We start from the raw sequence: 18554 nt of genomic DNA on the forward strand, positions 1-18554 counted from the left end.
GGTCGGGTGCGCATAGCATCGGTGCCCGCAATGGACACCATGACGCTCTGGCACCTCACCGGCTGGGAATTCGCCGCGCTCGCCTTCGCCGCCCTCCTCGTCGGCTTCTCCAAGACCGCCGTGAGCGGGGCCAACACGGTCAGCCTCGCGATCTTCGCGGCGGTCCTGCCCGCCCGCGCCTCCACCGGCATCCTGCTGCCGGTCCTGATCGCCGGTGACATCCTGGCCGTCCTCACCTACCGTCGCCACGCGCACTGGCCCACGCTGTGGCGGCTGTTCCCGGCGGTGGGGGCCGGCGTGGTCGCGGGCACCGTCTTCCTGGTGTGGGCGAACGACGCGGTCGTGCGGACCTCGATCGGCGCGATCCTGCTGCTCATGGCCGGGGTGACGGTGTGGCGCCGGCGGCAGGCCGACGCGGTGGCCGGAGGGCGGGACGAGCGGTCGGCCGAGCGGCGGACCGGGCAGCCGGACGGGATCACCTCGCGGCCCGGCCGCGTGAAGGCCCGCTCGTACGGTGTCCTCGGCGGCTTCACCACGATGGTCGCCAACGCGGGCGGCCCGGTGATGTCGATGTACCTGCTCTCCGCGGGCTTCAGGAAACTCGGTTTCCTGGGCACGTCGGCCTTCTTCTTCCTGATCGTCAACGTCTCCAAGCTGCCCTTCAGCGCCGGCCTCGGCCTGATCGACGGCCGCTCCCTGCTCCTCGACGCCGCACTCGTGCTCTTCGTGGTGCCCGGTGCGTTCATCGGCAAATGGGCTGTGAACCGGATCAACCAACGTCTGTTCGAGCGGCTGGTGATCGCGGCGACGGTGATCGGGGGCCTCCAGCTCCTCCTGTCCTGACGGTGCGTAGCCTCTACGGCATGTCCCGCCCGACCTCGTCCCTTCCGTCCCCGCCGCCTCCGCCCCCGCACGTGCTGATCCTCGGCGGCACCACCGAGGCACGCCGGCTGGCCGCCGATCTGGCGGCGCGCCCCGGCGTCCGCGTCACCACCTCCCTCGCGGGACGCGTCACCCGGCCGGGGTCCCTCGCCGGGGAGGCGCGGACCGGCGGCTTCGGCGGACCGGAAGGGCTGGCCGGCTGGCTGCGCGAGCAGCACGTGGACGCCCTCGTGGACGCGACCCATCCCTTCGCCGCGACGATCACGGCGAACGCGGTCGATGCCGCGGCGGCCACCGGCACCCCGGCGGTGCTCCTGCGCCGCCCCGGCTGGCAGGCCGGCCCCGGCGACCGCTGGTATCCGGCCGACTCCCTCACCGAGGCGGCCGACCGGCTCCCGGGCCTCGGCCGCCGCGTGTTCCTGACCACCGGCCGCCTGGGACTGGCGGCCTTCGCGCACCTGTCCGGCCTCCACTTCGTCGCCCGCTCGGTGGAGCCTCCCGAGCCGCCCCTCCCACCGGACACCCGCGTCCTGCTGGCCCGGGGCCCGTTCACGGTGGCCGACGAGACGGCCCTTTTGCGCGACCACCGCATCGACGTGCTGGTGACCAAGGACAGCGGGGGAGCGGCCACCGCGGCCAAACTGACGGCGGCCCGGGAGCTGACCCTGCCCGTGCTGGTCGTCCGCCGGCCCCCGCTGCCGCGGGGCGCGGACGTGGTGTCCGACGTGCCGGCGGTGCTGGAGCGGCTGGGCCGACTGGAGCGGCTCGGCCTCAGTGGGCCGTGACCGGCTGCCGCACGCGGTTCGGCAGGCCGCTGCTCAGGTCCTCGACCAGCAGACGTTTGGCGATCGAGTCGACCGCGGCGCGCAGGTCCGCGTCCGAGGGGCGGCCGATGTCCTGCTCCACCCGGTCCTCCAGCCACGCGGCCCAGGCCCGGCCGATGATCAGTGCCTCGCGGGCGCCCGCCTCCGTGTGGGAGAGCACGGTGCCGTGCCGGGTCAGGAAACCCTCCTCGACCATGCGGTCGAAGACCGGCAGCAGCACCTCCGGCGGCACCCGGCGGCGGGCGGCGATCAGGCCGAGTCCGGCGTGCCCGACCAGCCGCGTGAACAGCTCGACCTGCATGACGGCCCAGGCACCGGCGACATCGAGGCGGGTGTCGCTGTCCACGATGATCCGGCGCGCGGTGTCCAGCCGCGTACTGCCGATGATCTTCCCCACGGTGGCCTCCAGCGCCCGTCTGCTGTCGGCGTCCTGCGGTGAGGCGAAACCCTCACCCATGTCGGTGGAGCCCGCGCGGGCGCTGTCGCGCAGCTGGACCTGCTTGAGGAACAGGGCGACGAGGAAGCCGAGCGCCGCGACCGGCACCGTCCACAGGAACACGGTCTGGATGGTGTCCGCGTAGGCGCCGACGATCGGCGCCGACGCGTCCGGTGGCAGCCGGTGCACGCCCTCCGGACTGGTCGCCGCCCCGTTGATCACCGCCGGGTCCGCGGCGCCGGTCGCCGCGGCGGCCGAGACGCCGTCCCGCAGGTTCGGGCCGAGCGCGTTGGCGTAGATGGTGCCGAAGACGGCGGTGCCGAAGGAGCTGCCCAGGGTGCGGAAGAAGGTGACGCCGGAGGTCGCGGTGCCGAGGTCGGCGTAGTCGACGGTGTTCTGCACGGCGATGATCAGCACCTGCATGGACAGGCCGATGCCCGTGCCCAGCACGAACATGTACAGCGACTCCAGCCAGGCGCCCGTGGAGGCGTCCATGAGCGACATCAGGTACAGGCCGACGCCCATCACCAGGGTGCCCACGATCGGGAACAGCCGGTACCGCCCCGTCCTGCTGACCACGCTCCCGCTGAAGACCGAGGCGATCAGCAGCCCGGCCACCATCGGCAGCGTCCGGACCCCCGAGACGGTGGCCGAGTCGCCGTCGACGTACTGCAGATAGGTCGGCAGATACGTCAGCGCGCCGAGCATCGCGAAACCGACGATGAAGCTGAGGACCGAGCAGACCGTGAACACCGGGTTGGAGAACAGCCGCATGGGCAGCATCGGTTCGGCCGCCCGGCTCTCCGCCCAGCAGAACAGCCCGAGCGCGATCAGTCCGCCCGCGAACAGGCCGATGATCACGGCCGAGCTCCACGCGTACTGGTTGCCGCCCCAGCTCGTCGCCAGGATCAGCGCGCTCGCGCCGACCGCGACCAGTGCGATGCCCAGGTAGTCGATGACGGGCCGGGCGGCCGACTTCACCACCGGGATGGTGCGGGCGGCGGCGATGACGACGACGATCGCGATGGGCACGTTGACGTAGAAGGCCCAGCGCCAGGACAGGTGGTCGGTGAACAGCCCGCCCAGCAGCGGTCCGACGACCGTCGCCACCCCGAACACCGCGCCGATGGCGCCCTGGTACTTGCCGCGCTCCCGCAGTGGGATGACGTCCGCGATCAGCGCCATCGACGTGACCATCAGACCGCCCGCGCCGATGCCCTGCATCGCCCGCCAGACGATGAGCAGCGGCATGGTCGTGGCGAGCCCGCACAGGAACGAGCCCGTGATGAACACGATCGCCGAGACCTGGAAGACCACCTTGCGGCCGAACATGTCGCCGAACTTGCCGACCAGCACCGTCGCCACGGTCTCCGCGAGCAGGTACGAGGTCACCACCCACGACATGTGCTCGCCGCCACCGAGGTCCGACACGATCGTGGGCAGCGCGGTGCCGACGATCGTCTGGTCCAGGGCCGCCAGCAGCATTCCGAGCATGATCGTGACGAAGACGACGTTGCGGCGGCGCTTGTCCAGCACGGGGGGCTGGTCGGTGGCGGTCCGTGGCGTTTCCTCGGCGACTGTCACACGGTCACGATCACACCGGTGCACCGGCCACGCATGCGGGGACGGTCCGCCCGGGTGGGCAGCGGCCGGGCCGGCTAGCCGTCGCCGGGGTTGCGCCGCAGCAGATACGTGTCCATGATCCAGCCCTTGCGCTCGCGCGCCTCGGCGCGCAGCCGCTCGATGCGGGGCGCGGCCTCGGCGATCGGGCCGGAGGCGAGGATCTCGTCCGGGGTGCCTATGTAGGCGCCCCAGTAGATGTCGATGTCCTGATCCGCGTACTGCCGGAAGACCTGGTGGGCGTCGAGCATCACCACGACGTCGTCCACGCCCTGGGGGAAGCCCTCCGCGAGCCGCCGCCCGGTGGTGATCTGCACCGGCCGCGCCACCCGGTTCAGCCCGGTCCGGTGCCGGGCGACCAGCGAGGAGACGCTGCTGATGCCGGGCACGACGTCGTACTCGAAGGCCACCGCGCCGCGCTCCAGGATCTCCTCCAGGATGCCCAGCGTGCTGTCGTACAGCGCGGGGTCGCCCCACACCAGGAACGCGCCGCTCTCGTCCTCGCCCAGCTCCTCGGCGATCAGCCGCTCGTAGATGCCGGCACGGGCACTGCGCCAGTCCCCGACGGCGGGGGAGTACGCCGTGCCGCCCGCGCTCCGGTCCCGCTCGGGGTCGCGCGCCTCGACGATCCGGTACGTCCCCTCCGGTATGTGCGTCTCCAGCATGTCCCGGCGCAGCCGTACCAGGTCGGCCTTCACCTCGCCCTTGTCCAGGACGAAGAACACGTCCGTGCTCCGCAGCGCCCGCACCGCCTGCAGGGTGAGCTGGTCGGGGTCGCCCGCGCCGATACCGATCACATGAATTGTCCGCACGCCACGAGTCTGCCGTACGCCACTGACAACGCCCCGGCCGGGCCCGGCTCAGCCCCGCAGTTGGGGCGCCCGCACGGCCGCGTCCACGGGTGCGCCGCCCTCCACCTCCCGCGCCAGCTCCCGGGCCCACCCGGCGACGCCGCCCAGGTCCATCCCGTACGGCCGCCCCCGCCCGGACGCGGAAGCGGCCCACTCCGTCACCGCCCGCGCTCCGCGCCGCAGCAGCCTCGCCCCGCCGGTGACGTTGCCGCGGGCCGCGTGCGTGAGCCCCACGGCCAGCTGGGCGAGCCCCCGCCACAGCTCCCGCTCCTCCTCGGGGCCCGACTTCCAGGCGTCCTCGAACACCTCGTGCGCGTGGAACGGCCGCCCCGCGTCCAGTAGCCGCTGGGCCTCGGCGACCGTCTGCCCGGGCGCCCGTACGACGCCCTCCGGCTGACGGGGGACGCCGTCCGCGCCGTACGGCAGCGGGCGGCCGAGCCCGTCCCGCGGCCGGGCGTTACGGGCCCGCCCCTCGTCGTCGCGGTCCCGCGCGTCCACGGGCCGGTTCGAGGCGGTGCTGTCCTTGGGGCTGTCGGCAGGGCTGTCCATGGGACCGATTGTCCCTCCCCCGTACCTGCTTGGGCGCGGCCCGGGGGGTGGGGTAAAGTACTGTTCGCGTGATCGCGCGGTTCGCCGCGCGCCAGTACAACGGGACGTGGCGCAGCTTGGTAGCGCACTTGACTGGGGGTCAAGGGGTCGCAGGTTCAAATCCTGTCGTCCCGACTTGCTGAGTAGCAGGTCGGAGGCTGTATCGAAAAGTCGATACAGCCTCTTTTCCACTTCCGGGGCCGATCCGTGGGCTGCAACGACTTGCGGAAACCTTCGCAAGTCGTTGCGGGCCTTGCGGGCAGCTGCTTGACTCGACCTCTCCGAGCGAGAGGAACGAACCGACCCCCATGACCACCGAGACCGACGTCCTCGTCCTGGGTGGCGCGGGCGTGGACACCATCGTCCACGTCCCCGAGCTGCCGCTCCCCTACGCCGACAGCTACATGATCCAGCCCGGCATCGTGACCCGCGCCGGCCAGAGCGGGGACTTCGTCGCGCTCGGCGTGAGCGCCCTGGGGCTGCGCACCCACCACATCGACGTCCTCGGCGCCGACCCGGAGGGTGACCTGGTGCGCGCGCTGTACCGGGACCGGGGTGTCCCGTTCACCGAGGTGCGCTCCGCGGCGGGCACCAAGCGCGCAGTCAACCTGGTCGGTCCGGACGGGCGGCGGCTGTCCCTGTACGACAACACCCGCAGCCGGGAGACCGACCGGCTGCCCGAGGACACCGTGCGCGCCCTCGCCGCCGCGAGCCGGCACGCCCACGTGGTGATCACCCACCCGTGCGCACGCACCCTGCCGGTGCTGCGCGAGGCGGGGGTCACCGTCTCGACGGACCTGCACGACTGGGACGGTGCCAACCCGCACCACGAGCCGTTCGCGCTCGCCGCGGACCTGGTCTTCCTGTCGACCACCGCCCTGACCGACCCGGAGCACACCATGCGGGACATCGCCGCGCGCGGCCGGGCCCGGATCGTCGTGGCCACCGCCGGGGCCGAGGGCGCGTACCTGCTCGTCGAGGGCGACCTCGGTCACGTACCCGCCGTCGTTCCTCCCGCTCCGGTAGTGGATTCCAACGGCGCGGGTGACGCGTTCGCCGCCGGCTTCCTGTACGGCTGGCTGGAGGGCGCGGACCCGCTGCGCTGCGCGCGGTACGGGGCCATCGCCGGAGCCCATGCCTGCACGGTGCCGTCGACGCGCGCCGACGCCCTCGGGCGTGACGAACTCCTCGCCCGCGCGGCGGAGCTGGACGCGGCCGAGGCGGACGTCGCGGAGCCGGACGCCGTCGAGCCGGACGCCGCGTGACAGCCGCCGTGAAACAGCGCGCCGTACTGCGCGGATGAGCCGCGCCGAGGACACGGGGGCCGCGTCCGCCGCGGAACCCTCAGCCGGGCCCGCGCGCCCCCGAGGCGATCAGTAGGTCGGCGGTCTCGGGGTGCGGCCCGTTCATCGCCCACTTCAGCGGGGGCCGGCCGGTGCCGTGGTCCTCGCGGAGGTTCGGGTCGGCGCCGTGTTCCAGGAGGGCGCGCACCGCCTGGGTGTGGCCCCAGCAGGCCGCCCCGCACAGCGGTGTGCCCTCCGAGCCGATCCCGCTCTCGGTGTCGGGTGAGGCCCCGGCCGTCGGCAGCAGGCGCACGATCTCGGCGTTCCCCTCCCTCCACGGCCGCCCGGTACAGCGGCGTCGTGCCGGCGGCGTCGGCCGTCTCCGCGGGTGCTCCGGCGCGCAGCAGTGCCCGTACCCGGGCGCTGTCGCCGAGGAGAGCGGCGACGACGAGCCGTTCGGACAGTTTCTTGCGCCGACGCCGGTCCAAGGGGCCTCCACGGCCGGCGGCACGCCGCGCGGCCGGGGTCGGGGCGTCGCGCGGCACGGTGGCCGGGGCGGCGCCGACACGGTCGGGCGGCGTGCCGCCCTCCCGTCCTCCACGACGGCGAAGCATGCCCGGGCACGAGGATGTCCCGGGGTTGATCCGCCCCCGAGCATACGCAGGGTCGCACGAGGCGCCGCCCTGTTCTTCCGGCGCGGAAACGCGGACGCGCACGCGGCGAAGGCCCCTTCGACTTCGCCCGAAGCCGGACGGAGTGATAGAAGCGGGCATGACCAACTCGCCCCACCCCGCGCCCCCGAGGGCCCCTCACTCGGACGGCTCCCGATGACCGCCGGCATCGACACCCCGGACCGCCGGGGCCGCACCGGACTCGACCGGACGGGCCGGGACCTGACCGGCAACCCCCGGGTCAAGGTCCGGGACGTACGGCTCCTCTCCAGTCACTGGTACGTCGAACGCACCACGACCTTCGACATCCAGCGCGCCGACGGCACCTGGAGCACCCAGGAGCGCGAGACCCACGACCGAGGCAACGGCGCCACCGTGCTGCTCTACGACGCGGAACGCGAAACCGTGCTGCTCACCCGCCAGTTCCGCCTCCCCGTCTACGTCAACGGACACCCCGACGGCATGCTGGTCGAGACACCCGGGGGGCTGCTCGACGACGAGGACGAGCACCCCGAGGTCGCCGTGCGGCGCGAGGTCGTCGAGGAGACCGGGCACACCGTCGGCGAGGTCCAGCACGTCTTCGACGTGTACATGAGCCCCGGATCGGTCACCGAGCGTGTCAGCTTCTACGCCGCCGCCTACGGCCCCGCCACCCGCACCCACGAGGGCGGGGGCCTGGACGAGGAGGGCGAGGACATCGAGTCCCTCGAACTGCCCTTCCGTCGCGCGCTGGAGATGGTGCGTACCGGCGACATCGCCGACGCGAAGACCATCATGCTGCTCCAGTGGGCGGCGTTGGAAGGCCCGTTCGCACGGCTCCCGAGAGAAGACGTCCGGGAAGGCGCCCAGGACGCCTGACCCGAAGCGCACTCCGGGCCGAGGGCTCCCGTCACCAAGCCCGGCGCCCGCCGGTCCGCCCGTCCGTCCGCCCGCCGGCTCCGGTGCCGGACCCACCGGCCGGCGTCACGACCTGACCAGCAGCTGGAAGTCGAACGCGTACCGGGACGCGCGGTACAGATGAGTCCCGTACTCGACCGGGCGTCCGGTGTCGTCGTACGCCGTGCGCCGCATGGTCAGCAGCGCGGCGCCCTCCTCCTCGTCCAGACGGTCCGCCTCCTCGCGGGTGGCCGTGCGGGCGCCCACCGTCTGGCGGGCGCTGTGCAGGGTGATGCCGGACGCGCGCATCATGCGGTACAGGCCGGTCGACTCCAGCCGGGCGTCGTCGAGGTCCAGCAGGGCCGCCGGCAGGTAGTTGCACAGCAGCGCGACCGGCCGGCCGTGGGTGAGGCGCAGCCGCTCCAGGACGGTGACCTCGCCCCCCTCCGCGACGCCGAGGGCCGCCGCCACGTCGGCGGGGGCGGGGACGCCCTCCTTGCGCACCACCCGCGTGCCGGGTCCCTGTCCGGCCGCCTCCAGGTCGTCGTAGAGGCTGCTCAGCTCCAGGTGGCGCCTGACCTGGCTGTGCACCACCTGCGTGCCGACTCCGCGCCGCCGGACCAGGAGCCCCTTGTCGACCAGGGACTGGATGGCCTGGCGGACGGTCGGGCGGGACAGGCCGAGGCGGACGGAGAGGTCCACCTCGTTGCCCAGCAGGTTTCCCGGGGCGAGGACACCCTGTTCTATCGCCGCCTCCAACTGCCGGGCGAGCTGGTGGTACAGCGGCACCGGGCTGCCCCGGTCCAGGGTGAACTCCAGGGTGCTGAGCGCGGGGACGGTCACCGCACGTGCGGGGTCGCCGGTTCTCGCCATGGACGTGCCTCCCTTGTGTAGGTGACGGCGTGTCAGAGGTGGCGGCGGCGATCGGCGACCGCACGCTCGTACTCCGTGCGGGCGCGGGTGGCGGCCTCGCGGTCGGACACCTCGGCCACCGGCACGTCCCACCAGGCCTCGGCCCCGGGAGCGGTCGACGCCGGGTCGGTCTCCACGTAGACGCATGTCGGACGGTCCGACGAGCGGGCCGCCCGCAGGGCCTCGCGCAGCTCGCGCACCGTCTTGGCGCGCAGTACGTCCATGCCGAGGCTGGCCGCGTTGGCGGCGAGGTCGACGGGGAGCGGGTCGCCCGTGAAGGTGCCGTCGGCGGCCCGGTGGCGGTACGCCGTGCCGAAGCGCTCGGCGCCCACCGACTCGGACAGGCCGCCGATGGAGGCGTAGCCGTGGTTCTGCACCAGGACCAGCTTGACCGGCAGGTTCTCCTGGACGGCGGTGACGATCTCCGTCGGGTTCATCAGGTACGTGCCGTCGCCGACCAGGGCCCACACCGGGGTGCCGGGCGCGGCCTGCTGGACGCCGAGCGCGGCCGGGATCTCGTAGCCCATGCAGGAGTAGCCGTACTCCAGGTGGTACTGGCGCGGGGAGCGGGCGCGCCACAGCTTGTGCAGGTCGCCGGGGAGCGAGCCGGCCGCGTTGATCACCACGTCCTCGTCGCCGACGACCGCGTCCAGCGCGCCCAGCACCTGCGTCTGGGTCGGCACGGCACCGTCGTCGTCGGCGCGGAAGGCAGCCTCCACCGTCGCCTCCCAGCGGGCCCTGCCACTCCGGTACTCGGCCTCGTACGACGCGTCCACCCGGTGGCCGGACAGTGCCTCGGTCAGTGCCGTGAGCCCCGCCCGGGCGTCGCAGACCAGGGTGCGGGCGGCGAGCTTGTGGGCGTCGAAGGCGGTGATGTTGAGGTTGAGGAAGCGCACCTCCGGGCGCTGGAAGAGGGTCCCGGAGGCGGTGGTGAAGTCTGTGTAGCGGGTGCCGACGCCGATCACCAGGTCGGCGGTGCGGGCGAGGTCGTCGCTGACGGTTGTGCCGGTGTGGCCGATGCCGCCGAGGTCGGCCGGGTGGTCGTGGCGCAGGGCGCCCTTGCCGGCCTGGGTGGAGGCGACGGGGATGCCGGTGGCGTCGACGAGCGCCTTCAGAGCGTCCTCGGCCTCGCTGTGGTGGACGCCGCCGCCCGCGACGATCAGGGGGCGCCCGGCGGCGCGGATCGCGCGGACCGCCTCGGCCAGCTCCGCCGGGTCGGGGGCCGGACGGCGTACCCGCCAGACACGGTCGGCGAAGAACTCCCGGGGCCAGTCGTACGCCTCGGCCTGCACGTCCTGGGGGAGCGCGAGGGTGACCGCGCCGGTCTCGGCCGGGTCGGTCAGCACGCGCATCGCCTGGAGCGCGGAGGCGACGAGGGCCTCGGGACGGGTGACGCGGTCGAAGTACCGGGACACGGGGCGCAGGGTGTCGTTGACGGACACGTCGGCCTCGACCGGGTGTTCCAGCTGCTGGAGCAGGGGGTCGGCGGCGTGCGAGGCGAAGTAGTCGCCGGGCAGGAGAAGGACCGGCAGGCGGTTGACGGTGGCCAGGGCGGCGCCGGTGACCAGGTTGGTGGCGCCGGGACCGATGGACGTCGTCACCGCCTGCGCGGACAGGCGGTTCAGCTGGCGGGCGTGGCCGACGGCCGCGTGCACCATGGCCTGTTCGCTGCGGCCCTGGTGGTACGGCATGACGGGGGGAGCGGGAGACGCCCCTCCACCGGGCACGGTGGCGTGCTCGACGAGTGCCTGGCCGAGGCCGGCCACGTTGCCGTGGCCGAAGATGCCCCAGGTGCCGGTGATCAGCCGGCGTCGTACGCCGTCGCGTTCGGTGTACTGGGCGGCCAGGAAGCGCACCAGGGCCTGGGCGGTGGTCAGTCGGCGGGTGACGGCGCTCATGCGGACCTCTCCGGTGCGGTGTAGAGGGGGAGCCGGGGATCGACGGGCCGGTCCGGCCAGGTGTCGCGGATCCAGGCGTGGTCGGGGTGGTCGCGGATCAGCCAGGCGCGTTCGGTCCCCGGGCCGGCCATGACGTTGAGGTAGTACATGTGGTGGCCGGGGGTGGCCATCGACGGCCCGTGCCAGCCGTCGGGGATCAACACGACGTCCCCGTCACGGACTTCGGCCAGTACGTCGGTGCCCCGCCCCTGCCCGGAGGGCGAGACCCGCTGGTAGCCGAGGCCGGGGACGCCTTCGTGTCCGGCGAACTCGAAGTAGTAGATCTCCTCCAGCACCGACTCCTTTCCGGGACGGTGCTCGTCGTGCTTGTGCGGCGGGTAGGAGGACCAGTTCCCGCCCGGGGTGATCACCTCGACCGCGATGAGTTTGTCGCACTCGAAACCCTGTTCACCACCGCCTCCGGCGGGGGCCGCCGCCCCGAAGTTGTTGACCTGCCGTGAGCAGTTCCCGGTGCCCCGCAGCTCCACCGGCACCGAGGACGCCGGGCCGTAGCGGGCGGGCAGGCGGCGGGTGCAGCGGGCGCCGGTGAGGGCGAACCGGCCGCCGCCGGCCGAGGTCACCGTCGTACGGGAGTCGCGCGGTACGTACGCGAAGTCGCTGACGCCACTGAACACGCTGTCGCGGCCGTCGAGTTCGAAGGTGTTCTGGCCGAAGTCGTCCGCCGTGGCGACGGTGCAGCCGCCGCTGAGCGGGAGGACGATCCACTCGCTGTCGCCGCTGTCGAAGGTGTGGCTGCCGCCGGGGGGCAGGCGGAGCACCCGAAGGCTGGAGTGGCCCCAGCCGGCCTTCTCGGGCGTCACGTCGACGGCCAGGTCGCCGTTCTCGGCCTGGCCCGCCGGAAGGTGGTACGTCATCTCCTCGTCCCTCTCCTCGTCCCTGCTCTCGTGAGTTGCCGCGTGCGTCGCCGGGTGGGTCCCCTCGTGGGTCACAGCAGTCCTACCGCCGTGTCCACCGCCTGTTCCACGCTGCCCTCGGCCGGGTAGAGCAGCGAGCGGCCGACGACCATGCCCTGCACGGTGGGCAGTCTGAGCGCCTTGCGCCAGCGCTCGTACGCGGCGGTCTGGTCCGCCGGTGAGCCGCCTATGTCACCGCCGAGCAGGACGGCCGGCAGCGTGGAGGTCTCCAGGACCTCGCCCATGTCGTCCGGATCGTGTGTGACGGGCAGTTTCAGCCAGGTGTAGGCGGAGGTGCCGCCCAGGCCCGAGGCGATGGCGACGGAGCGGGTGACGGCCTCGGCGGACAGGTCGTTGCGGACCCGGCCCCCGACCCGGCGGGAGATGAACGGCTCGACGAACAGCGGCAGTCCGTGTGTGGCCATGGCGTCGACCGCACGGGCGCTCGCCTCCAGCGTGGCCAGCGAGCCGGGGTCGTCGTAGTCGATGCGCAGCAGCAGCTTGCCCGCGTCGAAGCGCAGGCGGGCGATGTCCTCGGCGCGGTGGCCGGTGAAGCGGTCGTCCATCTCGAAGGCGGCGCCCGCGAGGCCGCCGCGGTTCATCGAGCCCATGACGACCTTGTTCTCCAGCACCCCGAGCAGCAGCAGGTCCTCCAGCACGTCGGCGGTGGCGAGTACTCCGTCGACGCCGGGCCGGGAGAGCGCGGTGCACAGGCGTTCCAGCAGGTCGGCCCGGTTGGCCATGGCGAGCCCGCGGTCGCCGACGCCGAGCGCGCCGCGCGCCGGATGGTCGGCGGCCACGATCATCAGGCGGCCGGAGCCGCCGACCAGCGGGCGGCGTACCCGGCGGGCCGCCGCCTCGGCGATGGCCTCCGGATGCCGGACTCTGACCGTGGTGAGGTCGGGGATACTGAGGGACAAGGCGTTGCTCCGTTCAGGGAGTGGCTCGCGCGAGGAGGTCGTCGACCTCGGCCTCGGTGGGCATCGCGGAGGAGCAGGCGAGACGGGAGGCGACCAGGGCGCCGGCCGCGTTGGCGTACCGCATGGTCCGCTCCAGGTCCCGGCCCAGGAGCAGACCGTGGCAGAGCGAGCCGCCGAACGCGTCGCCCGCGCCGAGGCCGTTGACCACCTCGACCGGCACCGGCGGAACCTCGGCGCTCCGGCCGTCGCGGTGCACGGCGAGGACGCCCTTCGGGCCCTGCTTGACGACGGCCAGCTCGACACCGGCCGCCAGCAGTGCCTCGGCGCAGGCACGCGGCTCGCGTACGCCCGTGGCGATCTCGCACTCGTCGAGGTTGCCGACCGCGACGGTCGCGTGCCGGAGCGCCTCGGCGTAGTACGGGCGGGCCTGGTCGGGGTCGGCCCAGAACATCGGGCGCCAGTCCAGGTCGAAGACCGTGGTGCCGGCCTTGGCGCGGTGGGCGAGGGCGGCCAGGGTGGCCGTACGGCTCGGCTCCTCGCTCAGTCCGGTGCCGGTGATCCAGAAGACGGCGGCCGCGCGGATCGCGTCGAGGTCCAGCTCCTCCGGGCGGATCTCCAGGTCGGGGGCCTTGGGGCGGCGGTAGAAGTACAGCGGGAAGTCGTCCGGCGGGAAGATCTCGCAGAACGTCACGGGGGTCGGGTAGGCGGAGACCGGGGTGACCCAGCGGTCGTCGACGCCGAACTCCCGCAGCGCCCGGTGCAGATAGCCGCCGAACGGGTCGTCGCCCGTGCGGGTGATGACGGCCGTGGCGCGGCCGAGACGGGCGGCGGCCACCGCCACGTTGGCGGCCGAACCGCCGAGAAACTTGCCGAAGGTCTCAACCTCCGCCAGGGGTACGCCCGTCTGCAAGGGATAGAGATCGACCCCGATGCGGCCCATCGTGATCAGATCGAAACGCGGGACTGACTCGGCCATGTGCGACGCTCCTCGGGCTGGGCGGGGGGCCTGCCGCCTCCCAGGTGTATGACTCCGAGGCGACCGTGTCAATACTTTGTACTTACATTCGGACCTGCGAGTGAAGTGATGTCTTGACAAAGTATTGACAGCGGACGCCTCAAGGACTTGTATCCGGTCCCAGCGCAACAGCCGTTCTTCTCCGGTCTGGCACACGGCTTCCCGTCGCACAGTCGCACAGTGAGGTGCAGGAAAGATGGACCGCTCTTCGCACGCCCGCTCCCGCGGATTCGCCCCCGCCGTGGCCCTGGCCGCCGCCGCGGCCCTGACCCTCGCCGGCTGCTCGAGCAGCTCGGGCGGGAAGGAGGCCGACGAGAAGGGTGACTCGGGCGCCTCCGCGGGCAAGGCGAACACCCCCCGCATGACCGTCGCCCTGGTCACCCACCAGGCGGCCGGCGACACCTTCTGGGACATCGTCCGCAAGGGAGCGGAGGCCGCCGCGGCCAAGGACAACATCAAGCTGGTCTACTCCGCCGACCCGAGCGCGGGCAACCAGGCCAACCTGGTGCAGAACGCGATCGACCAGAAGGTCGACGGCATCGCCGTCACCCTCGCCAAACCGGACGCGCTCAGAAGCGTCCTCGGCAAGGCCGAGAAGGCCGGCATACCCGTGGTCGGGCTCAACTCCGGCCTCGCGGACTGGAAGAAGCTCGGCCTGCTGGAGTTCTTCGGCCAGGACGAGACCGTGGCCGGCGAGGCGCTCGGCAAGCGGCTGAACGAGGACGGCGCCAAGAACGCCGTCTGCGTGATCCACGAACAGGGCAACGTCGGCCTCACCCAGCGCTGCGACGGCGTGAAGAAGACCTTCGAGGGCTCGATCGAGAACCTCTACGTCAACGGCACCGACATGCCCTCGGTGAAGTCGACCATCACCGCCAAGCTCAAGCAGGACGCCGACATCGACCACCTCGTCACCCTCGGCGCCCCGTTCGCCATGACCGCCGTGCAGTCGGTGGCCGAGGGCGGCAGCAAGGCCAAGATCGCCACCTTCGACCTCAACAAGGAACTGACCGGCGCCATCGAGAAGGGCGACATCGAGTTCGCCGTCGACCAGCAGCCCTACCTCCAGGGCTACCTCGCGGTCGACGGCCTGTGGCTCTACAAGAACAACGGCAACTACAGCGGCGGCGGTGAGCAGCCGGTGCTGACCGGCCCCGCCTTCGTCGACGAGTCCAATGTGAAGGCCGTCGCCGAGTTCGCCTCGAAGGGCACCCGGTGATGAGCACGACCCGACAGGCCGAGCCGGCGGTGACCGCACCGCCGGCCCCCGGCCCGGGGCGGACCGACGGACGGACCCGGCAGCGCTCCATGGCGCTGCGGCTGCTCGCGCGGCCCGAGGTCGGGGTCTTCCTCGGCGCCGTCGCCGTGTTCGTCTTCTTCCTGATCGCCGCCCCCACGGTCCGCGACGGCGGCTCCATGGCGACGGTCCTGTACCAGTCCTCCACCATCGGCATCATGGCGCTGCCGGTGGCCCTGCTGATGATCGGCGGCGAGTTCGACCTGTCGGCCGGTGTCGCCGTGGTCACCTCCGCGCTCACCGCCGCCATGCTCAGCTACCAGCTGACCATGAACGTCTGGATGGGCGTGGTCCTCGCCCTCGTCGTCTCCCTCGCCGTCGGCGCGTTCAACGGCTGGGTGCTGACGAAGACCGGCCTGCCGAGCTTCCTCGTGACGCTCGGCACCTTCCTGATCCTCCAGGGCGTCAACCTCGCCGTCACCAAACTCGTCACCGGCAACGTCGCCACCGACGACATCAGCGACATGGACGGCTTCGAGCAGGCCAAGGCGCTCTTCGCCTCGTCCTTCGACGTCGGCGGCGTCCAGGTCAAGATCACCGTGGTGTGGTGGCTGGTCTTCGCCGCCCTGGCCACCTGGGTGCTGCTGCGCACCAAGTACGGCAACTGGATCTTCGCGGTCGGCGGCAGCCGGGAGTCCGCCCGCGCGGTCGGCGTCCCCGTCACCTTCACCAAGATCACGCTGTTCATGCTCGTCGGCTTCGGTGCCTGGTTCGTCGGCATGCACCAGCTCTTCTCCTTCAACACCGTGCAGTCCGGCGAGGGCGTCGGACAGGAGCTGATCTACATCGCCGCGGCGGTGATCGGCGGCTGTCTGCTGACCGGCGGCTACGGTTCCGCCATCGGCCCGGTCTTCGGCGCCTTCATGTTCGGCATGGTGAACCAGGGCATCGTCTTCGCCGGCTGGAACCCCGACTGGTTCAAGGCCTTCCTCGGCGTGATGCTCCTCGGCGCCGTACTCATCAATCTGTGGGTCCGCCGCGCGGCGACCCGGAGGTGATCGGAAATGACCAGCAAGACCCCCGGCACCCCCGCCACCCACGGGGCCGTCCTCGCGGACACCGCGCCCGAAACCGGCCGGCCGATCGTCGAACTGCGCGGCGCGGGCAAGGCCTACGGCAACATCCGCGCCCTGCACGGCGTCGACCTCGCCGTCCAGCCCGGCAGGGTGACCTGCGTGCTCGGCGACAACGGCGCCGGCAAGTCCACCCTCATCAAGATCATCTCCGGGCTGCACCAGCACACCGAGGGCGACTTCCTCGTCGACGGCGAGGCGGTGCGCTTCACCACCCCGCGCGATGCCCTCGCCCGGGGCATCGCCACCGTCTATCAGGACCTCGCCACGATCCCGCTGATGCCGGTGTGGCGCAACTTCTTCCTCGGCTCCGAGATGACCAAGGGCCCCTGGCCCGTCCGCCGCCTCGACATCGCCCGCATGAAGCGGACCGCCGACGAGGAACTGCGCAACATGGGCATCGTCCTGGACGACCTCGAACAGCCCATCGGCACCCTTTCCGGCGGCCAGCGCCAGTGTGTCGCCATCGCCCGCGCCGTCTACTTCGGCGCCCGCGTCCTCATCCTCGACGAACCCACCGCCGCCCTCGGCGTCAAACAGTCCGGCGTCGTCCTCAAGTACATCGCCGCGGCCCGCGAACGCGGCCTCGGCGTCATCTTCATCACCCACAACCCGCACCACGCCTACCTGGTCGGCGACCACTTCAGCGTGCTGCGCCTGGGCACCCTCGAACTCAGTGCCGCCCGCGCCGGCATCACCCTCGAGGAACTCACCAACCACATGGCGGGCGGCGCCGAACTCGCCGCCCTCAAGCACGAACTGGCGCAGGTCGGCGGGGTCGACGTGGAGGCGCTGCCGGAGCCGGAGCCGGAGACGGGGCCGGACACCACCACGCCCGACGCCGCCGACCCCGACACCACCACGCCGGACACCACCACGCCCGACACGGCCGAGTCCGACACGGCCGCGCCGGACTCCTCCGTGTCCGACACCGCTGCTTCCGGCACCGTCGAAGGGAAGGCCTGACATGCCCTCTGCCCTGGACCGTATCCGCGTCGGCTCGGCCCCCGACTCCTGGGGCGTCTGGTTCCCCGACGACCCCCGGCAGGTGCCCTGGGAACGCTTCCTCGACGAGGTCACCGAGGCCGGGTACGAGTGGATCGAGCTGGGCCCCTACGGCTACCTCCCCACCGACCCGGCCCGGCTCGCGGACGAGGTGACGCGGCGCGGCCTCAAGGTCTCCGCGGGCACCATCTTCTGCGGCCTGCACCGCGGCCCGTCCGAATGGGACGCCACCTGGGAGCAGGTCGGCCGGGTCGCCGCCCTCACCCAGGCGATGGACGCGGAGCACCTCGTCGTCATCCCGTCCTTCTGGCGCGACGACAAGACCGCCGAGATCCTGGAGCCGCCGGAGCTGACCGGCGAGCAGTGGACCCACCTGACCCGGGGCATGGAACGCCTCGGCCACGAGGTGCGGGAGACGTACGGCCTCGACATCGTCGTCCACCCGCACGCCGACACCCACATCGACACCGAGGAGCACGTCGAGCGCTTCCTCGACTCCACCGACTCCGACCTGGTCAGCCTCTGCCTGGACACCGGCCACTACGCCTACTGCGGCGGCGACAGCGTCAAGCTGATCGAGACGTACGGCGAGCGCGTCGGTTACCTGCACCTCAAGCAGGTGGACCCGGAGATCCTCGCCGAGGTACGGGCGGGCGGGGTGCCGTTCGGGCCGGCCGTGCGGCAAGGGGTGATGTGCGAACCGCCCACCGGCGTACCCGAGCTGGGCCCGGTGCTCACGGCGGCCCAGAAGCTGGGCGTGGACCTGTTCGCCATCGTCGAGCAGGACATGTACCCCTGCGAGCCCGACAAGCCTTTGCCCATCGCCGTCCGCACCCGCGGGTTCCTGCGCTCCTGCGGCGCCTGAGGCCGTCCGCGCCGGGGGACGGGTGCCGCCGGCGCGCCGCTCGGCGGGCCGTTGTCAGTGGCGCGCGTTAGCGTGCACAGCACTGGCACTTCGTCCCGTTACGGGAGGCAGTCATGACCTCACGTCTCAATCCCTACCTCAGCTTCGACGGCGATGCCCGGCAGGCCATGGAGTTCTACGAGCAGGTGTTCGGCGGCACCCTGGAGCTGAGCACCTTCGGAGCGTTCGGAGACTCCGACAGCCCTCACGCCGACAAGATCATGCACGGCATGCTGGAGACACCTGACGGCTTCACCCTGATGGGCGCCGACACCCCGCCCGGGATGACGCACAGCCCGGGGAACACCTTCTCGGTGAGCCTCAGCGGCGACGACGAGACCGAGCTGCGCGGCTACTGGGAGAAGCTGTCCGAGGGCGGCTCCGTCGCCGTGCCGCTGGAGAAGCAGATGTGGGGCGACGTCTTCGGCATGTGCACGGACCGGTTCGGCGTCTCCTGGATGGTGGACATCGGAGAGCCGGCGAGCTGACCGTGGCCCCCGCCTCGCACGCTCCGGCCCCCGCCCCGTACGCCCGCCGCCCCGCACG

General features: G+C 72.3%; 17 protein-coding genes, 1 tRNA gene and 1 pseudogene. 10 read left to right on the forward strand and 9 right to left on the reverse strand.

The features are described from left to right. The first annotated feature begins 30 nt into the window (after positions 1–30). Positions 31–843: a sulfite exporter TauE/SafE family protein gene (locus ACH4NX_RS00225; protein ID WP_398127202.1), complete on the forward strand. Its 813-nt coding sequence runs from the start codon at positions 31–33 to the stop codon at positions 841–843. 20 nt (positions 844–863) lie between these two features. After that, positions 864–1667 carry a cobalt-precorrin-6A reductase gene (locus ACH4NX_RS00230; protein ID WP_398127203.1) on the forward strand — a complete coding sequence of 268 codons (804 nt, stop codon included), beginning with the start codon at positions 864–866 and terminating at the stop codon, positions 1665–1667. Here the strand turns inward: ACH4NX_RS00230 and ACH4NX_RS00235 are convergent. From ACH4NX_RS00235 to ACH4NX_RS00245, 3 genes are all read right to left on the reverse strand, one after another. Next, positions 1654–3726, reverse strand: coding sequence for an MDR family MFS transporter (locus ACH4NX_RS00235; RefSeq protein WP_398127204.1), 2073 nt, complete (start codon positions 3724–3726; stop codon positions 1654–1656). The two genes, ACH4NX_RS00230 and ACH4NX_RS00235, sit on opposite strands and share 14 nt — an antisense overlap. Positions 3727–3800: 74 nt before the next feature. After that, positions 3801–4574, reverse strand: coding sequence for a precorrin-6A synthase (deacetylating) (gene cobF, locus ACH4NX_RS00240; RefSeq protein WP_351398649.1), 774 nt, complete (start codon positions 4572–4574; stop codon positions 3801–3803). 48 nt (positions 4575–4622) lie between these two features. After that, the gene (locus ACH4NX_RS00245) at positions 4623–5162 is read right to left on the reverse strand and encodes a DUF309 domain-containing protein (RefSeq protein WP_351398651.1); all 540 of its coding nucleotides are present in this window, start codon (positions 5160–5162) and stop codon (positions 4623–4625) included. Between the two features lie 100 nt (positions 5163–5262). Between ACH4NX_RS00245 and ACH4NX_RS00250 the strand changes: the two genes are divergently transcribed. Then, positions 5263–5336, forward strand: a tRNA-Pro gene (locus tag ACH4NX_RS00250). Positions 5337–5509: 173 nt separating this feature from the next. Beyond that, a complete protein-coding gene (locus tag ACH4NX_RS00255) occupies positions 5510–6466 on the forward strand; it encodes an adenosine kinase (RefSeq protein WP_398127205.1) in 957 nt (318 codons plus the stop codon). A 79-nt stretch (positions 6467–6545) separates the two neighbouring features. On the opposite strand, the pseudogene ACH4NX_RS00260 reads toward ACH4NX_RS00255, so the two are convergent. After that, positions 6546–6972, reverse strand: a pseudogene (locus tag ACH4NX_RS00260) (ankyrin repeat domain-containing protein). 339 nt (positions 6973–7311) lie between these two features. Between ACH4NX_RS00260 and ACH4NX_RS00265 the strand changes: the two are divergent. Then, positions 7312–8013, forward strand: a complete 702-nt coding sequence (locus ACH4NX_RS00265; protein WP_351398655.1) for an NUDIX domain-containing protein — start codon at positions 7312–7314, stop codon at positions 8011–8013. Between the two features lie 105 nt (positions 8014–8118). On the opposite strand, the gene ACH4NX_RS00270 is transcribed toward ACH4NX_RS00265, so the two are convergent. The 5 genes from ACH4NX_RS00270 to iolC all read right to left on the reverse strand — a co-directional run bounded on the left by ACH4NX_RS00270 (position 8119) and on the right by iolC (position 13690). Continuing rightward, a complete protein-coding gene (locus ACH4NX_RS00270; protein ID WP_351398656.1) occupies positions 8119–8904 on the reverse strand; it encodes a GntR family transcriptional regulator in 786 nt (261 codons plus the stop codon). A 32-nt stretch (positions 8905–8936) separates the two neighbouring features. After that, positions 8937–10841, reverse strand: a complete 1905-nt coding sequence (gene iolD / locus ACH4NX_RS00275; RefSeq protein WP_351398658.1) for a 3D-(3,5/4)-trihydroxycyclohexane-1,2-dione acylhydrolase (decyclizing) — start codon at positions 10839–10841, stop codon at positions 8937–8939. Further along, positions 10838–11755, reverse strand: a complete 918-nt coding sequence (gene iolB, locus ACH4NX_RS00280) for a 5-deoxy-glucuronate isomerase (protein WP_398127492.1) — start codon at positions 11753–11755, stop codon at positions 10838–10840. The genes iolD and iolB overlap by 4 nt, the downstream gene beginning before the upstream one ends. Positions 11756–11826: 71 nt before the next feature. Then, entirely contained in the window at positions 11827–12714 is an 888-nt protein-coding gene (locus ACH4NX_RS00285; RefSeq protein WP_398127206.1) for a deoxyribose-phosphate aldolase, read from the reverse strand. Between the two features lie 13 nt (positions 12715–12727). Next, on the reverse strand, positions 12728–13690 hold the full coding sequence (iolC, locus tag ACH4NX_RS00290; protein WP_351398664.1) for a 5-dehydro-2-deoxygluconokinase: 963 nt from the start codon (positions 13688–13690) through the stop codon (positions 12728–12730). Between the two features lie 235 nt (positions 13691–13925). Here iolC and ACH4NX_RS00295 point away from each other — a divergent pair, with 235 nt between their 5' ends. The 5 genes from ACH4NX_RS00295 (at position 13926) to ACH4NX_RS00315 (ending at position 18496) form a co-directional block, all read left to right on the forward strand. Then, the gene (locus ACH4NX_RS00295) at positions 13926–14948 is read left to right on the forward strand and encodes a sugar ABC transporter substrate-binding protein (RefSeq protein ID WP_351398666.1); all 1023 of its coding nucleotides are present in this window, start codon (positions 13926–13928) and stop codon (positions 14946–14948) included. Further along, entirely contained in the window at positions 14948–16024 is a 1077-nt protein-coding gene (locus tag ACH4NX_RS00300; protein ID WP_351398668.1) for an ABC transporter permease, read from the forward strand. Before ACH4NX_RS00295 ends, ACH4NX_RS00300 begins: the two co-directional genes overlap by 1 nt. 6 nt (positions 16025–16030) lie before the next feature. Continuing rightward, entirely contained in the window at positions 16031–17065 is a 1035-nt protein-coding gene (locus ACH4NX_RS00305; RefSeq protein ID WP_398127207.1) for an ATP-binding cassette domain-containing protein, read from the forward strand. Between the two features lies 1 nt (position 17066). After that, complete coding sequence (locus ACH4NX_RS00310; protein ID WP_351398672.1) at positions 17067–17969, forward strand: sugar phosphate isomerase/epimerase; 903 nt, start codon at positions 17067–17069, stop codon at positions 17967–17969. A 113-nt stretch (positions 17970–18082) separates the two neighbouring features. Continuing rightward, entirely contained in the window at positions 18083–18496 is a 414-nt protein-coding gene (locus ACH4NX_RS00315; RefSeq protein ID WP_351398674.1) for a VOC family protein, read from the forward strand. The last annotated feature ends 58 nt before the right edge of the window (positions 18497–18554 follow it).

Source organism: Streptomyces sp. NPDC017225, from assembly GCF_044331465.1.
Classification (GTDB): Bacteria; Actinomycetota; Actinomycetes; order Streptomycetales; family Streptomycetaceae; genus Streptomyces.